General features: G+C 66.6%; 25 protein-coding genes and 1 tRNA gene. 16 read left to right on the top strand and 10 right to left on the bottom strand.

From position 1 onward, the window contains the following. Window positions 1-267: 267 nt before the first annotated feature. The 9 genes from ACTZQ5_RS04430 to ACTZQ5_RS04390 all read right to left on the bottom strand — a co-directional run bounded on the left by ACTZQ5_RS04430 (window position 268) and on the right by ACTZQ5_RS04390 (window position 4628). Window positions 268-951, bottom strand: coding sequence for an ATP12 family chaperone protein (locus ACTZQ5_RS04430; RefSeq protein ID WP_443583948.1), 684 nt, complete (start codon window positions 949-951; stop codon window positions 268-270). After that, window positions 948-1163 carry a hypothetical protein gene (locus ACTZQ5_RS04425; protein ID WP_443583947.1) on the bottom strand — a complete coding sequence of 72 codons (216 nt, stop codon included), beginning with the start codon at window positions 1161-1163 and terminating at the stop codon, window positions 948-950. Before ACTZQ5_RS04425 ends, ACTZQ5_RS04430 begins: the two co-directional genes overlap by 4 nt. After that, on the bottom strand, window positions 1160-1813 hold the full coding sequence (locus ACTZQ5_RS04420; protein WP_443583946.1) for an HAD-IA family hydrolase: 654 nt from the start codon (window positions 1811-1813) through the stop codon (window positions 1160-1162). Before ACTZQ5_RS04420 ends, ACTZQ5_RS04425 begins: the two co-directional genes overlap by 4 nt. A 37-nt stretch (window positions 1814-1850) precedes the next feature. Beyond that, a complete protein-coding gene (locus ACTZQ5_RS04415; RefSeq protein WP_443583945.1) occupies window positions 1851-2585 on the bottom strand; it encodes a TorF family putative porin in 735 nt (244 codons plus the stop codon). After that, entirely contained in the window at window positions 2582-3052 is a 471-nt protein-coding gene (locus tag ACTZQ5_RS04410) for a hypothetical protein (RefSeq protein ID WP_443583944.1), read from the bottom strand. Before ACTZQ5_RS04410 ends, ACTZQ5_RS04415 begins: the two co-directional genes overlap by 4 nt. A gap of 307 nt (window positions 3053-3359) precedes the next feature. Then, entirely contained in the window at window positions 3360-3896 is a 537-nt protein-coding gene (gene nusG / locus ACTZQ5_RS04405; RefSeq protein ID WP_443583943.1) for a transcription termination/antitermination protein NusG, read from the bottom strand. 11 nt (window positions 3897-3907) lie between these two features. Beyond that, the gene (gene secE / locus ACTZQ5_RS04400; RefSeq protein WP_443583942.1) at window positions 3908-4105 is read right to left on the bottom strand and encodes a preprotein translocase subunit SecE; all 198 of its coding nucleotides are present in this window, start codon (window positions 4103-4105) and stop codon (window positions 3908-3910) included. 191 nt (window positions 4106-4296) lie between these two features. Further along, window positions 4297-4440 carry a hypothetical protein gene (locus ACTZQ5_RS04395; protein WP_443583941.1) on the bottom strand — a complete coding sequence of 48 codons (144 nt, stop codon included), beginning with the start codon at window positions 4438-4440 and terminating at the stop codon, window positions 4297-4299. 112 nt (window positions 4441-4552) lie between these two features. After that, a tRNA-Trp gene (locus ACTZQ5_RS04390) sits at window positions 4553-4628 on the bottom strand. A 145-nt stretch (window positions 4629-4773) separates the two neighbouring features. Between ACTZQ5_RS04390 and ACTZQ5_RS04385 the strand changes: the two genes are divergently transcribed. Continuing rightward, window positions 4774-5790: an alpha/beta fold hydrolase gene (locus ACTZQ5_RS04385; RefSeq protein WP_443583940.1), complete on the top strand. Its 1017-nt coding sequence runs from the start codon at window positions 4774-4776 to the stop codon at window positions 5788-5790. On the opposite strand, the gene ACTZQ5_RS04380 is transcribed toward ACTZQ5_RS04385, so the two are convergent. Next, on the bottom strand, window positions 5787-6434 hold the full coding sequence (locus ACTZQ5_RS04380) for a hypothetical protein (RefSeq protein WP_443583939.1): 648 nt from the start codon (window positions 6432-6434) through the stop codon (window positions 5787-5789). The two genes, ACTZQ5_RS04385 and ACTZQ5_RS04380, sit on opposite strands and share 4 nt — an antisense overlap. Window positions 6435-6676: 242 nt before the next feature. Between ACTZQ5_RS04380 and rpsL the strand changes: the two genes are divergently transcribed. From rpsL to rpsQ, 15 genes are all read left to right on the top strand, one after another. Continuing rightward, window positions 6677-7048 (top strand): 30S ribosomal protein S12, encoded by a 372-nt coding sequence (gene rpsL / locus ACTZQ5_RS04375; RefSeq protein WP_010185487.1) that lies wholly within the window; start codon window positions 6677-6679, stop codon window positions 7046-7048. Window positions 7049-7105: 57 nt separating this feature from the next. Beyond that, a complete protein-coding gene (gene rpsG, locus ACTZQ5_RS04370; protein ID WP_443583938.1) occupies window positions 7106-7576 on the top strand; it encodes a 30S ribosomal protein S7 in 471 nt (156 codons plus the stop codon). A gap of 84 nt (window positions 7577-7660) precedes the next feature. Beyond that, a complete protein-coding gene (gene fusA / locus ACTZQ5_RS04365) occupies window positions 7661-9757 on the top strand; it encodes an elongation factor G (protein WP_443583937.1) in 2097 nt (698 codons plus the stop codon). Window positions 9758-9909: 152 nt separating this feature from the next. Further along, complete coding sequence (gene tuf, locus ACTZQ5_RS04360) at window positions 9910-11103, top strand: elongation factor Tu (protein WP_443583936.1); 1194 nt, start codon at window positions 9910-9912, stop codon at window positions 11101-11103. 267 nt (window positions 11104-11370) lie between these two features. Beyond that, complete coding sequence (gene rpsJ, locus ACTZQ5_RS04355; protein ID WP_007406109.1) at window positions 11371-11679, top strand: 30S ribosomal protein S10; 309 nt, start codon at window positions 11371-11373, stop codon at window positions 11677-11679. 288 nt (window positions 11680-11967) lie between these two features. Beyond that, window positions 11968-12717 carry a 50S ribosomal protein L3 gene (rplC, locus tag ACTZQ5_RS04350; protein ID WP_443583935.1) on the top strand — a complete coding sequence of 250 codons (750 nt, stop codon included), beginning with the start codon at window positions 11968-11970 and terminating at the stop codon, window positions 12715-12717. Window positions 12718-12719: 2 nt separating this feature from the next. Next, on the top strand, window positions 12720-13346 hold the full coding sequence (gene rplD, locus ACTZQ5_RS04345) for a 50S ribosomal protein L4 (protein ID WP_443583934.1): 627 nt from the start codon (window positions 12720-12722) through the stop codon (window positions 13344-13346). Beyond that, the gene (locus tag ACTZQ5_RS04340) at window positions 13339-13653 is read left to right on the top strand and encodes a 50S ribosomal protein L23 (RefSeq protein ID WP_443583933.1); all 315 of its coding nucleotides are present in this window, start codon (window positions 13339-13341) and stop codon (window positions 13651-13653) included. Before rplD ends, ACTZQ5_RS04340 begins: the two co-directional genes overlap by 8 nt. Beyond that, on the top strand, window positions 13654-14493 hold the full coding sequence (rplB, locus tag ACTZQ5_RS04335; protein ID WP_443583932.1) for a 50S ribosomal protein L2: 840 nt from the start codon (window positions 13654-13656) through the stop codon (window positions 14491-14493). It begins immediately after the preceding gene. A gap of 3 nt (window positions 14494-14496) precedes the next feature. Continuing rightward, window positions 14497-14772: a 30S ribosomal protein S19 gene (gene rpsS / locus ACTZQ5_RS04330; RefSeq protein WP_017979490.1), complete on the top strand. Its 276-nt coding sequence runs from the start codon at window positions 14497-14499 to the stop codon at window positions 14770-14772. After that, the gene (rplV, locus tag ACTZQ5_RS04325; protein ID WP_443583931.1) at window positions 14772-15149 is read left to right on the top strand and encodes a 50S ribosomal protein L22; all 378 of its coding nucleotides are present in this window, start codon (window positions 14772-14774) and stop codon (window positions 15147-15149) included. Before rpsS ends, rplV begins: the two co-directional genes overlap by 1 nt. Further along, complete coding sequence (gene rpsC / locus ACTZQ5_RS04320) at window positions 15149-15856, top strand: 30S ribosomal protein S3 (protein WP_443583930.1); 708 nt, start codon at window positions 15149-15151, stop codon at window positions 15854-15856. Before rplV ends, rpsC begins: the two co-directional genes overlap by 1 nt. Window positions 15857-15869: 13 nt before the next feature. Continuing rightward, entirely contained in the window at window positions 15870-16304 is a 435-nt protein-coding gene (rplP, locus tag ACTZQ5_RS04315) for a 50S ribosomal protein L16 (protein WP_443583929.1), read from the top strand. 2 nt (window positions 16305-16306) lie between these two features. After that, window positions 16307-16513, top strand: a complete 207-nt coding sequence (gene rpmC, locus ACTZQ5_RS04310) for a 50S ribosomal protein L29 (RefSeq protein ID WP_443583928.1) — start codon at window positions 16307-16309, stop codon at window positions 16511-16513. Between the two features lie 11 nt (window positions 16514-16524). Then, the gene (rpsQ, locus tag ACTZQ5_RS04305; RefSeq protein ID WP_037534161.1) at window positions 16525-16797 is read left to right on the top strand and encodes a 30S ribosomal protein S17; all 273 of its coding nucleotides are present in this window, start codon (window positions 16525-16527) and stop codon (window positions 16795-16797) included. Window positions 16798-16809 lie beyond the last annotated feature (12 nt).

Here is a 16809-nt window from a genome sequence, read left to right as displayed (position 1 = left end):
ATGCTCTTCCATCATCATGCCAGGGCATCGAGCGGTAGACCCCTTCACCCTGTATCCCGTTTGCCCTGAGCTTGTCGAAGGGCGGGCTGCAACGGACGATACGCTTGCGGCGCTGCCCTTCGACAGGCTCAGGGCAAACGGTTCAAGTCTAAAGCGCGGCGCTATAGCGTGATGGGAGCGGCACACACTGCCGGCGCAAGACCTTCCCGCCTCCGCGCGAGCCCATCCTATCTCTGCAATTTTGCACGGAGCCGTCCCACTGGCCGCTCAATCCAGCGCGCGCAGGAAGGTGATGGCGGCGTCGTAATCGCGGCGGCGATTGTCGCGCGCCTGAATGGCCAGGGCGTCGGTACCCCACAGGTCCGCCTGCCAATCCTCGTCGACGTGCGCGGCCATCCACGCCGCATCGGGATCGGCCGCGCGTTCCAGCAGCGCCAGCGCCAGCACAAGCGAGCCGGTGATCGTCACGATCGGGGACAGCCCGGCGAGGTGGAAGGGATCGAGGGCGCTTACAGCGTCGCTCAGCCGGGTCAGCGTCGCCGCCGGCTGCGGTCGATGCATGACGCCGGAGGTCGGCTCGAAATGCACGTCATAGCGGGTACGCGCCCAGGTGAGCCACGGATCCCAGGCGTCGCGCTGGCGGGCGACCAGATCGTCGGGCGAATCGGCGCGGTAATAGAGCAGGTCGCTTTCGCCATAGGCGGCAAGGCCGGCGGCGAAGGCGGCGGGATCGGGCGCGATGCGGTCGATCGCGGCGTTGGCGAGGCCGGTGAGCGGCATCGTCCGCGGATCGAGCGTGTCGGGCACGGCGCGCCATTCGGCCGCCACTGCGTCGGCTAGGGCGGGCGTCGGCAGCGCCAGGGGCGTGCGGCCGGGCGTGCGCACCGGCCTGCCGTCCAGCGTCACCACGCGGTCGGCATCGATGGCCACATCGGTCCAGAAGCGCTTCATGGCTGTGGCGGCGTCCGCCAGCGCTGTGCGAAGCTCGCCGGCACGATCGCGATCACCGCCAGCGCCGACAGCGTGATCGCGACGCCCAGCGCCTTGGTCGGCCAGTCATGCGCGCGCGCCGCGAGGACCAGGCCGAAGATCGCGCCGATGCTGCCGGCAAGCCGGCTGCCGACCATGGCGAGCCAGCGCCGCCGCGCGGTATGGCCGCTCATGCGAGCAGCCCCGGCAGGGCGGCGACGCGCTCGGCGACGACGTCGGCCCCGGCGTCCACCAGATCGTGGAGGTCGTGATAGCCCCAGGCGACGCCGATCGCGCGGGCGCCCGCCGCCTTGGCCATCGCCATGTCGAAACTGGTGTCGCCGATCATCGCGGTCATATGGGGCGCCGCGCCTGCCTCTGCCATGGCGGCGAGCAGCATCGCCGGATCAGGCTTGGACGGGTGGCGGTCGGCGGTCTGTAAGGTGACGAACCGGTGGGCGAGGCCGTGATGGCCGAGGATATGCGCCAGGCCGCGGTCGGACTTGCCGGTCGCGACGCCGAGCAGCCAGCCGTCGTCCGCCAGCGTTTGCAGGACCGTGTCGATGCCCTCGAACAAGGGCTCCTCCGCCATTACGCCGCTGGTGCGCAGGCGGAAGAACGCGTCCTTGTAATCCGCCGCCATGCGTCGGTGCAGCGGGGCATCGGCCTGCGGCAGCAGCGCGGCGAGCGCCTCCACCAGGCTGAGGCCGACGATCCGCCGGATCGCGGCACGCGGCGGCGCCGGCATGTCGGCGAGCAGGAACGCCTCCTCCATCGCCCGGCAGATATTGGCCTGGCTGTCGACGAGCGTTCCGTCGCAGTCGAATACGGCAAGTCTGGTCATCGGCGCGGCGTAGCGGGGTCGGGAGGGAGGAGAAAGGTCAGAAATCCAGGCGTGCCCGGCCGACGATGCGATCGCCGGCATGGCGGGCATCGGCGAACGGGCCAAAGGCGGCGGCGCGCGATACGTCGGTGCCGACGTAATCCAGGCCGAACGTCAGCCGGTCGCGGCGATGCTCCACCCCCAGCCGCCAGTCGGTGTAATCGCCGCCGGGGCGCAGTCGCTGGGCGCGGACGGAATCGTCCACCGCGCCGGAGGAATGGCCGAGATCGGCGAGCACGGTCAGCGGCGTACCGGGGATACCGGCGCTGGCGTTGGCATAGAGATAGAGGTTGCTGCCACCGATCGCGCGCTGCGCCGGTGCATAACTGGCGCCGCCGGTCAGGTAGAGTGGGCCGTAGCCATAGCCGGCCGAGCCACCGAACTCGACATAGTCGATCCGCCCACGCGCACCGGCGAACAGGTGGCCGGTCGCCTGCGCGCGCAGTCGCACCGCACCCACGTCCCACCCCGAGCCGACGGTGAGATCGGCGACGGCATCGGCCCCGGCATGGCGATCGGAGCCGCGCGTGGTGACGATGCGCGCGGAGGCATCCAGTGCGCCGCTGGCGATGTGGGCGTCTGCCGATGCCACCGCCCGTCCTTCGCTCCAGCTGAGGCCGCGGCGGTTTTCGTCACTTGCCGCCTCGACACCGGAGGAGGTGGTCAGCTGCGCCGCGGCCGGGCCGGCCAGCAACGCGATTCCGGCGCCGAGGGCATATAGCGCTGGCTTCATCCAACGCTGACCGTGCCGTGCAGCCGATCGAGTTCGCCGCTCAGCACCTCATGGTCTTCACGCGCCACAGCCTGGAGGTGACGGTCGAGATCACCGGCCTGTGCCGCGACGTCGCGGGCGATCGCCTGCTGCTGGCCGCCGCACCAGCCGTTGCGGCTGCCGGTCGCCACCGGTTCGCTGACGAAGCTGCGGTGCAGGCGGTGGCCGCCGGGGGTGACGGCGTGGCGGGATACGTCGATCCGCGCGTTCCAGTGGCAGCGCAAGGTCGACGGGCGGCCGGCCGGCGCGACGGCGCCGATCTGGCGATGGTCGACGCGCAGGTCGCCGCGATAGCGGGCGTCGACGGGGCCGATGCGATGATCGATGCGGACGGCGTGATCGGTGCGGACGGGATCGCCGGGATTGGGCGCCGCCGCGATACCAAGAACGGCTGCCAAACCCAGGCCGACGTAGCGTAGACAGGTCATGACCGGCTCTCTCCTTGTGGGTCCCGGCGCATGCTGGCCGGTGACACCTTGCGCCGTGGCGGCGTACCCTATCAATGGCGCAGGCGCCGCTTGGTTGCGCGAACGGATCGTGAGAAAAGGTTTCCGCGAGGGGCAGGGTGCGGGCATCGCCAGCGCGCCCCGGGTCCGGAACGGGAAAGAGGCAAGCTGAATCGGCGCGTGATGCGCTACCTCACCTGACGCGGGAGTGGATCCCGCGTCGTCGGACGGGTTCGCTGCGCGACCCGCCGGCCGGGCCCGGCTGCACGCAATTGCGTGCGGCCTTGCCTTACTTGCTGCGCTCGACCTGCTCGAAGTCGAGCTCGACCGGCGTCGCGCGGCCGAAGATCGAGACGCTGACCTTGACCTTGGACTTGTCGAAATCGAGTTCCTCGACGATGCCGTTGAAGCTGGCGAACGGGCCTTCCAGCACCTTCACCGCATCGCCGATCTCGTAATCCACCTTGACCTTGGTCTTGGGGGCGGCGGCGGCCTCTTCCTTGCTGTTGAGCATGCGCGCGGCCTCGGCCTCGCTGATCGCCTGCGGCTTGCCCATCGATCCGAGGAAGCCGGTCACCTTGGGCGTGTTCTTGACCAGGTGATAGACGTCGTCGTTCATGTTGAGCTTGGCGAGGACGTAGCCGGGCATGAACTTGCGCTCGACCGCGATCTTCTTGCCGCGGCGTGCCTCCGTCACCGTCTCGGTCGGCACCTCGATCTGCTCGACCAGTTGTTCGAGGCCGAGGCGGGTCGCCTCCGACATGATCGCGTCGCGGACCTTGCCCTCGAAGCCCGAATAGGCGTGAATGATGTACCAGCGCGCCATTATGGAAACCCTTACTTCGCGAGCTTGAGCAGCGCCTGGACGACCGCGTTGAAGAACGTGTCGACGCCCAGGAAGAACAGCGCGAGGATGGTCGTCATGATGACGACCATGACGCCCGTCATGATCGTCTCGCGCCCGGTCGGCCAGACGACCTTCTTGGTCTCTGCCTGCACCTGACGGATGAACTCGATGGGGGTCGTCTTCGCCACTCTTGTCTCTCGAAGCCCGCTGGAATCACGATGATCCGGACAGCTGCGGCCATGGCGGCTCCGCCGCTTTCCCCTTGATGGGAAACCGGCGCGGCCCGTCCTGGCTGTCGGATGGCCTGCGCAGATAGCCCCCTGGGCGCGTCAGCGCAAGAGCGAGCGTGGAGGCAGGCCGGACCGCGGGCGATATGGGATCAGTGACCGTAACGCTTGATGCCGCGACGGCGCAGCTTGTCGCGTTTGCGTTTCCGCAAGTAGACGACAAGCGTCGGAACGCCGATCAGCAGCAGCGTGCCGATGATGACCAGTACAAGGGCATATCGCGTCGCCTCATCCATGCCTGCGGTATAGCAGGCCGGGCGCGCGCGTCACCGTCCGAAATGACAAAAAATTCATCATCCGCGCCAGCCGCTTGGCGAAAAGTCGCCGCTCCGCGGGCTGGCGAAGGACTGGCAGGAGTGCACGGACTCGAACCGTGGGCCCTCGGTTTTGGAGACCGATGCTCTACCAACTGAGCTACACTCCTGCAGCGCGGTGCGCCCTATCGCCATCGCGGCCAAAGGGCAAGCCGATCCTGCATCGCCCGTGACGATTCGCCGCAGGGCGGATGACGCCGCGAACCGGCGCCTTATAAGGCGCCGCTCGGTGTCGCTGGAAGGGAGCGCGGGGTTTTGGCCAGGATAGTTGCGGCGTGCACGGCGATGGTGGCGGCGATGATGCCGGTTGCCGGCGGGGCGGAGCAGACTGCGGCGCCGGACTTCGGCGCCAACCTGGAGCGCTTCACCTATCCCTGGCCGGTGCAGACGATGACGGTGGACGTGATCGGCCAGCCTGCGACCATGGCGTTCATGGACATCGCGCCGGCGCGGCCCAACGGCGCCAGCGTGGTGCTGTTGCATGGCAAGAACTTCTGCGGCGCCACCTGGGAAAGTACGGCGCGGGCGCTGAGCGGCGCGGGCTATCGCGTGCTCGTTCCCGATCAGATCGGCTTCTGCAAATCGTCCAAGCCGCGCAGCGCGCAATATAGCTTCGAGATGCTGGCCACCTTTACCCGCCGGCTGATGCAGTCGCGCGGCATCACCCGCGCGGCGATCGTCGGTCATTCGATGGGCGGCATGCTCGCGATGCGCTTTGCGATCATGTACCCCGACGCGGTCGACCGGCTGGTGCTGGTGAACCCGCTGGGGTTGAAGGACCGGTCCGAGGAAGGGCTGCCGTACGTCGATGTCGACACATTGTGGGCCGGCGAGCGCAAGACCAGCTACGCGACCATCAAGGCGTATCAACAGCAGAATTACTATCACGGCACCTGGAAGCCGGCCTATGATCGCTGGGTGTGGATGCTGGCGGGCATGTACGCGGGGCAGGGGCGCGACACGGTGGCTCTGGCGCAGGCCAAGACCAGCGAGATGATCAAGACGCAGCCGGTCGCGCACGAGCTCTACCGCATCAAGCCGCCCACCACGCTGATCGTCGGTACGCTCGACAAGACGGCGTTCGGCCGCGCGCAGATGCCGCCCGACCTGCGGCAGTTCCTGCAGGCGATCCCCGCGATCGCGGGCGAGGCGGTGAAGCGGATGCCGAACGCGGCGCTGGTCCGACTGGATGGGCTCGGCCATTCGCCGCAGGTCGAGGATCCGGCCCGATTCGAGAAGCTGTTGCTCGCGACTCTGGCGCAGCGGCGCTAGGCGGCGAGGCGGATCGTCACGCGGCGCATCGGCAGATTGTCGTTGGCGGCGATCCGCGCGGGCAGGGCGGCGAGCGGCAGCAGCGCCAGTGCGGCGACGAAGCCGAATGCTCCCGCCGGTAGCGGCAGCACGGCGGCGAGGACGAGCGTACCGAGTCGTGCTTCGCGCATCAGGTCCGCCGGCGCCGATGCGGCTGCGCGCGCGGCCAGCCACGCCGCGCTGCCCGCGCCCAGTGCGGCGACCAGCGCGACGCTGTGCGGAAGGGGGATGGCGGCCAGGTTCGGCAGGCCGGCCGATGGCGCGTGCCACGGCGACGCGAGCCACGCCGCTGCCGCCGTCAGGGCGGCGATGGGCAGGTGGCGCGCTGCACCGCGGGCGATCGGCCAACCGACAAGGAGTGGCGCCAGCAGCAGCCCCGCCGACGACAGGCCTGCGGCGAGGCCGGCCGCTACCAGCATGGCGCGATACCGCCGGTCATGCGCCGCGACCAAAGCCGCGACCAGCGCCAGCAAGGCCGTCGCATCGCTCCAGCCGCCGCCCGGCAGCACGGCCGCAAATGCCGCCATCAGCGCCAATGCCGCGACCGAGGTCGAAGGCAGGGCAGGGGGCGACTTCAGGCGCAAGGCAGGAAAAGAGGCCGGCATGCCGGTGCCGTACGCGGGGGGCGGTTGCGAGCCGGTTAAGGGCGGCGATGTTGACCGCAAGCCCGACTCTGCGTATAGGCCCGCCCGCTCGCCGGAGCGATCCGACGGGCAAGCTTGAACATTGCTGGATGCAAATGTGTGGGGCCCCTGGTGACGTGCGCGTCGCTTGTGTGTCCCTTTTTGTATTCCGAAGTGCTGTGATGGCTCCAGCAAAGTAACCCTTTTACAGAGGTGAAGGCTTCATGCCGACGATCAACCAGCTGGTCCGCAAGGGCCGCGACCCGCAGAAGGCCAAGTCCAAGGTCCCTGCGATGGAGCAGAACCCGCAGAAGCGCGGCGTCTGCACCCGCGTCTACACGACGACCCCGAAGAAGCCGAACTCGGCGCTGCGCAAGGTGGCCAAGGTCCGCCTGACCAACAGCCGCGAAGTCATCAGCTACATCCCGGGCGAAGGCCACAACCTTCAGGAGCACTCGGTGGTCCTGATCCGCGGCGGCCGTGTGCGCGACCTTCCCGGCGTGCGCTACCACGTGCTGCGCGGCGTGCTCGACACGCAGGGCGTCAAGGATCGCCGCCAGTCCCGCTCCAAGTACGGCGCCAAGCGTCCGAAGTAAGCCGGATGTCCCCGTCCGGGGATCATCCATCAGGCTGAAGTTTGAAAGGTTTTTGAAATGGCACGTCGTCGTCGTCCCGAAAAGCGGGTCATCCTGCCTGATCCCAAGTTCGGGGATGAGGTTCTGTCGAAGTTCATGAATTCGGTGATGCTGGACGGCAAGAAGTCCGTCGCCGAACTCATCGTCTATGGTGCGCTCGAAACCGTCGAGACCCGCGCGAAGCGCGAGCCGATCGGCGTGTTCCACGACGCGCTGAACAACATCAAGCCGGGCATCGAGGTCCGCAGCCGCCGCGTCGGCGGTGCGACCTACCAGGTCCCCGTCGAGGTGCGTCCGGAGCGTGCCCAGGCGCTCGCGATCCGCTGGCTGATCGCCGCGGCCCGCGCCCGCTCGGAGAACACCATGTCGGCGCGCCTGTCGGGCGAGCTGATGGACGCCGCCAACAACCGCGGCAACGCGGTGAAGAAGCGGGAAGACACGCACCGCATGGCCGAAGCCAACCGGGCGTTCTCGCACTACCGCTGGTAAGGCTTGGAAGCTTTCCGCTTTTGACCTATATCATGGGGAGCCGGCGGAAGCTGCGCTCCCCATATCTCTAAGGAAACCACGATCATGGCCCGCAGCCATCCGCTCGAGCGCTATCGCAACATCGGCATCATGGCGCACATCGACGCCGGCAAGACGACCACGACCGAGCGCATCCTCTATTACACCGGCAAGTCGTACAAGATCGGCGAAGTGCACGAAGGCACCGCGACGATGGACTGGATGGAGCAGGAGCAGGAGCGCGGGATCACGATCACGTCGGCTGCGACGACCTGCTTCTGGTCCGCCGACGAGGGCAAGGGCCCCGAGCATCGCATCAACATCATCGACACCCCCGGCCACGTCGACTTCACCATCGAAGTCGAGCGTTCGTTGCGCGTGCTCGACGGTGCGGTCGCCTGCTTCGACGGCGTCGCCGGCGTTGAGCCGCAGTCGGAAACCGTGTGGCGTCAGGCTGACAAGTACGGCGTGCCGCGCATGTGCTTCGTCAACAAGCTCGACCGCACCGGTGCCGACTTCTACTTCTGCGTCAACTCGATCATCGAGCGCCTCGGCGCGCGTCCGGCCGTGCTGTATCTGCCGATCGGCATCGAGGGCGGCTTCAAGGGCCTCGTCGACCTGGTGAACAACCGCGCGATCATCTGGCTGGAAGAGAGCCTGGGCGCGAAGTTCGAATATCAGGACATCCCCGACGACCTGAAGGAAAAGGCCGCGAAGTATCGCAGCGACCTGATCGAGATGGCCGTGGAGCAGGACGATGCGCTGATGGAAGCGTATCTCGAGGGCAACGAGCCGTCGGTCGCCGACCTCAAGATGCTGATCCGCAAGGGCACGCTCGAAATGGCGTTCGTGCCGATCGTCTGCGGCTCGGCGTTCAAGAACAAGGGCGTGCAGCCGCTGCTCGACGCAGTGGTCGACTATCTGCCGAGCCCGCTCGACGTGCCGGCGATCAAGGGCGTCAAGCTCGACGGCGAGACGCCGGACGAGCGTCCCTCTTCGGACACCGAGCCGTTCGCGGCACTGGCGTTCAAGATCATGAACGATCCCTTCGTCGGCACGCTCACCTTCGCGCGCATCTATTCCGGCAAGCTGGAAACCGCGTCGCAGGTGATGAACTCGGTCAAGGACAAGAAGGAAAAGGTCGGTCGCATGCTGCTGATGCATGCGAACAGCCGTGAGGACATCCAGGAAGCCTATGCCGGCGACATCGTCGCGCTGGCGGGCCTCAAGGACACCACCACCGGCGACACGCTCTGCGCGCAGAACGCCCCGATCATCCTCGAGCGGATGGAATTCCCCGAGCCCGTGATCGAGCTGTCGGTGGAGCCGAAGACCAAGGCGGACCAGGAGAAGATGGGCGTCGCGCTCAATCGCCTCGCCCGCGAGGACCCCTCGTTCCGCGTGACCTCGGACGCCGAATCGGGCCAGACCATCATCAAGGGGATGGGCGAGCTCCACCTCGAGATCCTGGTCGACCGCATGAAGCGCGAGTTCAAGGTCGAGGCGAACGTCGGTGCACCGCAGGTGGCGTATCGCGAATACCTCAAGAAGCCGGTCGACATCGACTACACGCACAAGAAGCAGTCGGGTGGTACCGGCCAGTTCGGTCGCGTGAAGGTGAAGTTGACGCCGGGCGAGCGCGGCAGCGGCTTCGTGTTCAAGGACGAGGTGAAGGGTGGTAATATTCCGAAGGAATATATCCCCGCGATCGAGAAGGGATTCCGCGAAACGGCGGAAACCGGTTCGCTGGTCGGCTTCCCGATCATCGACTTCGAGGTCAACCTGTACGACGGCGCGTACCACGACGTCGACTCGTCGGCGCTGGCGTTCGAGATCTGTGCCCGCGGCGCGATGCGCGAAGCGGCCCAGAAGTCGGGCATCACGCTGCTCGAGCCGGTCATGAAGGTCGAGGTCGTCACCCCGGAGGATTACCTGGGCGACGTCATCGGCGACATGAACAGCCGTCGCGGCCAGATCCAGGGTACGGACAGCCGCGGCAACGCGCAGACCGTCGAGGCGATGGTCCCGCTGGCCAACATGTTCGGCTATGTGAACGCGCTCCGCTCGTTCACCCAGGGCCGCGCGCAGTACAGCATGCAGTTCTCGCACTATGACGAAGTGCCGCAGAACGTCGCGGACGAAGTGAAGGCGAAGCTCGCTTAAGCCGCACGGGGCCAGGGCGACCTGGCCCCGAGACGCGCGAGCAGGCCTGCCCGGAGAAACCAGGCAGGGGCTGGCATTACCCACAAACTCCCGCTACAGGGCCGCGTTCGCGTGGCCCCGGCGGCACCGAATTCGAATCAGAAGGTAGGAAAATGGCTAAGGCAAAATTCGAGCGGACCAAGCCGCACCTCAACATCGGCACCATCGGTCACGTCGACCACGGCAAGACCTCGCTGACCGCAGCGATCACCAAGGTTCTCGCAGAGACCTCGGGCGGCGTCGCCGTCGACTTCGCGAACATCGACAAGGCTCCGGAAGAGCGCGAGCGCGGCATCACCATCTCGACCGCCCACGTCGAGTATGAGACGACGAACCGCCACTATGCGCACGTCGACTGCCCGGGCCACGCCGACTACGTCAAGAACATGATCACCGGTGCCGCCCAGATGGACGGCGCGATCCTGGTCGTCTCGGCCACCGACGGCCCGATGCCGCAGACCCGCGAGCACATCCTGCTCGCCCGTCAGGTCGGCGTGCCGGCGATGGTCGTGTTCATGAACAAGGTCGACCTGGTCGACGACGAGGAAATCCTCGAGCTCGTCGAGCTGGAAATCCGCGAGCTGCTGAGCTCGTACGAGTTCCCGGGCGACGACATCCCCATCATCAAGGGTTCGGCGGTCAAGGCTCTCGACGGCAGCGACACCAAGCTCGGCCAGGAGTCGGTCCTGGAGCTGATGAAGGCGGTCGACGACTACATCCCGCAGCCCGAGCGTCCGCTCGACAAGCCGTTCATGATGCCGATCGAAGACGTGTTCTCGATCTCGGGCCGCGGCACGGTCGTGACCGGCCGCGTCGAGACCGGCATCGTCAAGGTCGGTGAGGAAGTCGAGATCGTCGGTATCCACCCGACCGTCCGCAAGACCACCGTCACCGGCGTCGAGATGTTCCGCAAGCTGCTCGACCAGGGCCAGGCCGGCGACAACGTCGGCGCGCTGATCCGCGGCGTCGCTCGCGACGAAGTCGAGCGTGGCCAGGTGCTCTGCAAGCCGGGCTCGATCAAGCCGCACACCGACTTCAAGTCGGAAGTGTACGTGCTGTCGAAGGAAGAGGGTGGCCGTCACACGCCGTTCTTCGCCAACTATCGTCCGCAGTTCTACTTCCGCACCACGGACGTGACCGGCACCGTCGAACTGCCCGAGGGCACCGAGATGGTGATGCCGGGCGACAACATCGCCCTCGGCATCAAGCTGATCGCGCCGATCGCCATGGACGTCGGCCAGCGCTTCACCATCCGTGAGGGCGGTCGTACCGTCGGCGCGGGCGTCGTGAGCGCGATCGACAAGTAAGTCGCGTGATCGGCGCCCTCCGGCGCCGACCACAGGAATAGCGGCCCGGCTCTCCAAAAAAGGAGAGTCGGGCCGTTGCCTTTTTATGAGGGCTCCTTTAAGGGCGCCCCTCCAGTTTTACTGAGTTGCGGCTCTTTCTCGTCGTCGCGGATGCCCAAATGAACGGGCGACGCGATCTCATCCCGCCGGTCCAGCACCAGCGGCACGAGTCCTTCGCTACGGCGGGGGAGACGGCCGGGGTCGTGCTCCTTCGCATCGGTAGGGATCATGGACAGCAACATCCGTATTCGCCTCAAGGCATTCGACCATCGCGTGCTCGACCAGGCGACCGGCGACATCGCCGACACCGCACGCCGCACCGGCGCGCTCATCCGCGGCCCGATTCCGCTGCCGACCCGCATCGAGAAGTTCACGGTGAACCGCGGTCCGCACATCGACAAGAAGTCGCGCGAGCAGTTCGAGGTGCGCACCTACAAGCGCATGCTCGACATCGTGCAGCCGACCCCGCAGACGGTCGATGCGCTGATGAAGCTCGACCTCGCCGCCGGCGTTGACGTCGAGATCAAGCTGGCGTAATGGCGCGCATCCCCGCGGTTGACGTGAGTCCCGCGGGTTTGCTGTTTTCCGCGTTATGCGGTGACAGCCGGTTGGGAACCCGCCTGGCGGGCCCCTGACAGACACGAGATACCGCCGGCTCCTTGCGAGCCGGGCCAGCGTCTCCCGTCACGCTCCCGGCAACGGGAGCATCCAGCCCGGGACGGGGCCGACGCAGTTACATCCGGGTTGGATGACACGCCTTCGGGGGTGTCGCACGCACGTGCGGGAATGGTCCCGGGCGTGCCTCTGTAAAAGGAGTGCAGGATCATGCGTACTGGCGTGATCGCGAAGAAAATGGGGATGACCCGCCTGTTCCAGGACGACGGCCGCCACGTGCCGGTCACCGTCCTGCAGCTCGAAGGCGTTCAGGTCGTCGCCCGTCGCGAAATGGATCGGGACGGCTACACCGCCGTCCAGCTTGGTGCCGGCGTCGCCAAGGCCAAGAATGTCGCCAAGCCGCAGCGCGGCCACTTCGGCAAGGCCGAGGTCGAGCCCAAGGCGGTGGTCGCCGAATTCCGCGTGACCGAGGACAACCTCCTCGATGTCGGCGCCGAACTGTCGGCCGATCACTATGTCGCCGGCCAGCTGGTCGACATCCAGGGTCGTACCCAGGGTAAGGGTTTCGCCGGCGCGATGAAGCGCTGGAACTTCGGCGGTCTGCGCGCCACGCACGGCGTGTCGGTCAGCCACCGTTCGCACGGTTCGACCGGTAACCGCCAGGACCCGGGTCGCGTCTTCAAGAACAAGAAGATGGCCGGCCACATGGGCGACAAGAACCGCACCCAGCAGAACCTCGAGATCGTCGGCACCGACGTCGAGCGCGGCCTGATCTTCGTCAAGGGCTCGGTGCCCGGTTCGAAGGGCGGCTGGCTGTTCGTCAAGGACGCCGTCAAGGTGAAGGCGCACGCCGACGCCCCGTATCCCGCCAGCCTGAAGCAGGCTGCCAACAGCAACACCGCCGCCGACACGCCCGCTGAGACGAGCGCGCCGGAAGCGACCGACGGCCAGGAGGGCTGAACGTGAAGGTCAAGGTTCAATCCTTCGCCGGGACCGCTGGCGCGGACGTCGAGCTCAACGACGAGGTCTTCGGCCTCGATCCGCGCGCCGACATCCTGCACCGCGTCGTCACCTGGCAGCTCGAGAAGCGTCGCGAGACGGCTCGCGGCACGCGTGAGCGTGCCGATGTCGCCCGCACCGGCAAGAAGTTCGGTCGCCAGAAGGGCGGCGGTACCGCCCGTCACGGCGATCGCCGCGCTCCCGTCTTCATCGGCGGTGGTAAGGCTCACGGTGCCCGCGTTCGCGACTTCAATCCGTCGCTGAACAAGAAGATCCGTGCGCTCGGCCTCAAGATGGCGCTGAGCAGCCATGCCAAGGCCGGCTCGCTGATCGTCATGGACAGCATCGCGGTCGAGAACAACAAGACCAAGACGCTGGTCGGCGATCTCGCCAAGCTGGGCTTCGGCAAGTCGGCGCTGGTCATCGACGGCGATGCGGTCGAGACGAGCTTCGCGCTGGCCGCCGGCAACCTGCACGGCATCAACGTCCTGCCGTCGGCCGGTGCCAACGTCTACGACATCCTGAAGGCTGACACGCTGGTGCTGACCCGCGCGGCGGTCGAGAAGCTGGAGGCACGGTTCAATGGCTAAGCAGCAGAAGGCCGTCGACAACCGTCACTATGACGTGATCGTCGCGCCGCACATCACCGAAAAGGCGACCGTGCTCTCCGAGCATAACGCCGTCGTGTTCAAGGTCGCCAACGACGCGACCAAGCCGCAGATCAAGGCTGCCGTCGAAGCGATCTTCGACGTCACCGTGACCGGCGTGAACACGATCGTCCAGAAGGGCAAGACCAAGAAGTGGAAGGGCGCTCCCTACCAGCGCTCCGACATGAAGAAGGCCATCGTCACCCTGAAGGACGGCCAGTCGATCGACGTAACCGAGGGGGCCAAGTAAGTGGCACTCAAGCATTATAACCCGACGAGCCCGGCCCGCCGCGGCCTGATCCTCGTCGACAAGTCGCAGCTCTACAAGGGCAAGCCGGTCAAGGCGTTGACCGAAGGCAAGCGCAAGACCGGTGGCCGCAACAACAAGGGCCATGTGACCAGCCGCGGCATCGCGGGCGGCCACAAGCAGAAGTACCGCTACGTCGACTTCAAGCGTCGGAAGTGGGACGTCGAGGGCACCGTCGAGCGGCTGGAATACGATCCCAACCGCACCGCGTTCATCGCGCTGGTGAAGTATGCCGACGAAGAGCTGGCCTACATCATCGCGCCGCAGCGTCTGGCGCCGGGCGACAAGGTCCTCGCGGCCAAGAAGACCGACACCAAGCCGGGCAACGCGATGGAGATCGGCCAGGTCCCCGTCGGCACCATCGTCCACAACGTGGAGATGAAGCCGGGCAAGGGCGGCCAGATCGCCCGTTCGGCCGGCACCTACGTGCAGGTCGTCGGCCGTGACCGCGGCATGGTGATCGTTCGCCTGAACTCGGGCGAGCAGCGCTACATTCGCGGCGAGTGCATGGCGACGGTGGGTGCGGTGTCGAACCCGGACAACCAGAACCAGAACCTCGGCAAGGCCGGGCGTTCGCGCTGGATGGGCAAGCGCCCGCTGACCCGCGGCGTCGCCAAGAACCCGGTCGACCACCCGCACGGCGGTGGTGAAGGCCGGACCTCGGGCGGCCGTCACCCGGTCACGCCTTGGGGCAAGCCGACGAAGGGTGCGCGCACCCGTCACAACAAGTCGACCGACAAGATGATCATCCGGTCGCGTCATTCGACCAAGAGGAAGGGCTAACCCATGGCTCGTTCAGTCTGGAAGGGCCCGTTCGTCGAACTGAGCCTTCTGAAGAAGGCGGAAACCGCGCAGGACGCCGGTGGCCGCGCGCCGATCAAGACCTGGTCGCGTCGCTCCACCATCCTGCCGTCGTTCGTCGGCCTTACGTTCAACGTCTACAACGGCCGCAAGTTCGTGCCGGTGTCGGTCAATGAGGACATGGTCGGCATGAAGCTGGGTGAGTTCGCGCCGACGCGCTACTTCCCGGGTCACGCCGCCGACAAGAAGGGCAAGCGCTGATGAGCAAGCCTGCATCCCCCCGCAAGGTCGGCGACAAGGAAGCCTTGTCGGTCGGCACCCAGATCCGCGGCTCGGCGCAGAAGCTGAACCTGGTCGCGGCGCTGATCCGCAACAAGCCGGTCGGTGACGCGATGAACATCCTCGCCTTCTCGAAGAAGGCGATGGCGGTCGACGCGCGCAAGGTGCTGGCGTCCGCCATCGCCAATGCCGAGAACAACCACAACCTCGACGTCGACGCGCTCGTCGTTGCCGAGGCGTCGGTCGGCAAGTCGATCACCATGAAGCGCTTCGCGACCCGTGGCCGTGGCAAGTCCACCCGCATCCTGAAGCCGTTCAGCCGTCTGCGCATCGTCGTGCGCGAGCAGGAAGAAGCATAATGGGTCACAAGAGCAACCCGATCGGCATGCGGCTCCAGATCAACCGGACCTGGGACAGCCGCTGGTTCGCCGAGGGCCATGACTATGGCCAGCTGCTGCTGGAGGATCTCAAGATCCGCCAGTATATCGTGAAGACGCTGCCGCAGGCGGCGATCTCCAAGGTGGTGATCGAGCGTCCGGCCAAGCTGTGCCGCATCTCGATCTTCGCCGCGCGCCCCGGTGTCATCATCGGCAAGAAGGGCTCGGACATCGAGAAGCTGCGCAAGACGCTCGGCACGATGACCAAGTCGGACGTGTCGCTGAACATCGTCGAGATCCGCAAGCCGGAGATCGACGCCAAGCTCGTCGCGCAGGGTATCGCCGATCAGCTGGAGCGTCGTATCGCCTTCCGCCGCGCCATGAAGCGTGCGGTGCAGTCGGCGATGCGCCTGGGTGCCGACGGCATCCGCGTCGCGTGCGGCGGCCGCCTGGGCGGTGCCGAGATCGCCCGTTCCGAGAGCTATCGCGAAGGTCGCGTTCCGCTGCACACGCTGCGCGCGAACATCGACTATGCCGAGGCCGAAGCCCACACGTCCTATGGCGTGTGCGGCGTGAAGGTCTGGGTCTTCAAGGGCGAGATCCTCGGCCATGACCCGATGGCGCAGGACCGGCTGATGATGGAGGCTCAGACCTCCGGCGTCCGTCCGGCCCGCGACGACCGTCGTTAAGGACTGACACGACATGCTGCAGCCAAAGCGCACCAAATTCCGCAAGGCCTTCAAGGGCCGCATCCATGGCGACGCCAAGGGTGGCACCACGCTCAACTTCGGGTCGTACGGCCTGAAGGCGATGGAGCCGGAGCGGATCACCGCCCGCCAGATCGAGGCGGCCCGCCGCGCGATCACCCGCCACATCCGCCGTCAGGGCCGGTTGTGGATCCGCGTGTTCCCGGACGTGCCGGTTTCGTCGAAGCCGGCCGAAGTCCGCATGGGCTCGGGCAAGGGTTCGCCCGAATTCTGGGCCGCCCGCGTCAAGCCGGGCCGGATCCTGTTCGAGCTGGACGGCGTCGAGGGCAAGATCGCCGCGGAGGCGTTCGAGCGCGCCGCGATGAAGCTCCCGATCAAGACCAAGGTCGTTGCCCGCCTGGGCGACACCAGCCACCTCGGAGGCGAGTAACCATGGCTCAGAAGACCGATTTCAACGGCCAGAGCGACGACCAGCTGAGCGAGAGCCTCGGCCAGCTGAAGCGTGAGCAGTTCAACCTCCGCTTCCAGGCGGCGACGAACCAGCTCGAAAAGTCGAGCCGCGTGAAGGAAGTCCGTCGCGACATCGCGCGGATCAAGACCCTCCAGGCGCAGCGCACCAGCGCCGCGGCTGCCAAGTAAGGATACGTTTCATGCCGAAGCGCGTGCTGACCGGACTGATCGTGTCCGACAAGGGCGACAAGACGGTGGTCGTGAACGTGGAGCGCAAGGTCAAGCACCCGCTCTACGGCAAGATCATCCGTCGTTCGAAGAAGTACCACGCCCATGACGAGGCGAACGAGTACAAGCAGGGCGAGACCGTGCGCATCGAAGAGACTGCGCCGATCTCCAAGCTGAAGACCTGGAAGGTCGTCGATCGGGTGAACACCCATGCGACGCCCGAGCGGGTCGACGTCGACGCATAAGCACGCGCCGGC

Source organism: Sphingomonas cellulosilytica, assembly GCF_052321755.1.
Taxonomy (GTDB): Bacteria; Pseudomonadota; Alphaproteobacteria; order Sphingomonadales; family Sphingomonadaceae; genus Sphingomonas.
This window is presented reverse-complemented; position numbering and strand designations above follow the sequence as displayed.

Excerpts from the sequence above, each read along its gene's own strand:
- ACTZQ5_RS04430 (WP_443583948.1), bottom strand. The coding sequence starts at position 951 with ATGAAGCGCTTCTGGACCGATGTGGCCATCGATGCCGACCGCGTGGTG.
- ACTZQ5_RS04425 (WP_443583947.1), bottom strand. The coding sequence starts at position 1,163 with ATGAGCGGCCATACCGCGCGGCGGCGCTGGCTCGCCATGGTCGGCAGC.
- ACTZQ5_RS04420 (WP_443583946.1), bottom strand. The coding sequence starts at position 1,813 with ATGACCAGACTTGCCGTATTCGACTGCGACGGAACGCTCGTCGACAGC.
- ACTZQ5_RS04415 (WP_443583945.1), bottom strand. The coding sequence starts at position 2,585 with ATGAAGCCAGCGCTATATGCCCTCGGCGCCGGAATCGCGTTGCTGGCC.
- ACTZQ5_RS04410 (WP_443583944.1), bottom strand. The coding sequence starts at position 3,052 with ATGACCTGTCTACGCTACGTCGGCCTGGGTTTGGCAGCCGTTCTTGGT.
- nusG (WP_443583943.1), bottom strand. The coding sequence starts at position 3,896 with ATGGCGCGCTGGTACATCATTCACGCCTATTCGGGCTTCGAGGGCAAG.
- ACTZQ5_RS04395 (WP_443583941.1), bottom strand. The coding sequence starts at position 4,440 with ATGGATGAGGCGACGCGATATGCCCTTGTACTGGTCATCATCGGCACG.
- ACTZQ5_RS04380 (WP_443583939.1), bottom strand. The coding sequence starts at position 6,434 with ATGCCGGCCTCTTTTCCTGCCTTGCGCCTGAAGTCGCCCCCTGCCCTG.
- rpsL (WP_010185487.1), top strand. The coding sequence starts at position 6,677 with ATGCCGACGATCAACCAGCTGGTCCGCAAGGGCCGCGACCCGCAGAAG.
- rpsG (WP_443583938.1), top strand. The coding sequence starts at position 7,106 with ATGGCACGTCGTCGTCGTCCCGAAAAGCGGGTCATCCTGCCTGATCCC.
- fusA (WP_443583937.1), top strand. The coding sequence starts at position 7,661 with ATGGCCCGCAGCCATCCGCTCGAGCGCTATCGCAACATCGGCATCATG.
- tuf (WP_443583936.1), top strand. The coding sequence starts at position 9,910 with ATGGCTAAGGCAAAATTCGAGCGGACCAAGCCGCACCTCAACATCGGC.
- rpsJ (WP_007406109.1), top strand. The coding sequence starts at position 11,371 with ATGGACAGCAACATCCGTATTCGCCTCAAGGCATTCGACCATCGCGTG.
- rplC (WP_443583935.1), top strand. The coding sequence starts at position 11,968 with ATGCGTACTGGCGTGATCGCGAAGAAAATGGGGATGACCCGCCTGTTC.
- ACTZQ5_RS04340 (WP_443583933.1), top strand. The coding sequence starts at position 13,339 with ATGGCTAAGCAGCAGAAGGCCGTCGACAACCGTCACTATGACGTGATC.
- rpsS (WP_017979490.1), top strand. The coding sequence starts at position 14,497 with ATGGCTCGTTCAGTCTGGAAGGGCCCGTTCGTCGAACTGAGCCTTCTG.
- rplV (WP_443583931.1), top strand. The coding sequence starts at position 14,772 with ATGAGCAAGCCTGCATCCCCCCGCAAGGTCGGCGACAAGGAAGCCTTG.
- rpsC (WP_443583930.1), top strand. The coding sequence starts at position 15,149 with ATGGGTCACAAGAGCAACCCGATCGGCATGCGGCTCCAGATCAACCGG.
- rplP (WP_443583929.1), top strand. The coding sequence starts at position 15,870 with ATGCTGCAGCCAAAGCGCACCAAATTCCGCAAGGCCTTCAAGGGCCGC.
- rpmC (WP_443583928.1), top strand. The coding sequence starts at position 16,307 with ATGGCTCAGAAGACCGATTTCAACGGCCAGAGCGACGACCAGCTGAGC.
- rpsQ (WP_037534161.1), top strand. The coding sequence starts at position 16,525 with ATGCCGAAGCGCGTGCTGACCGGACTGATCGTGTCCGACAAGGGCGAC.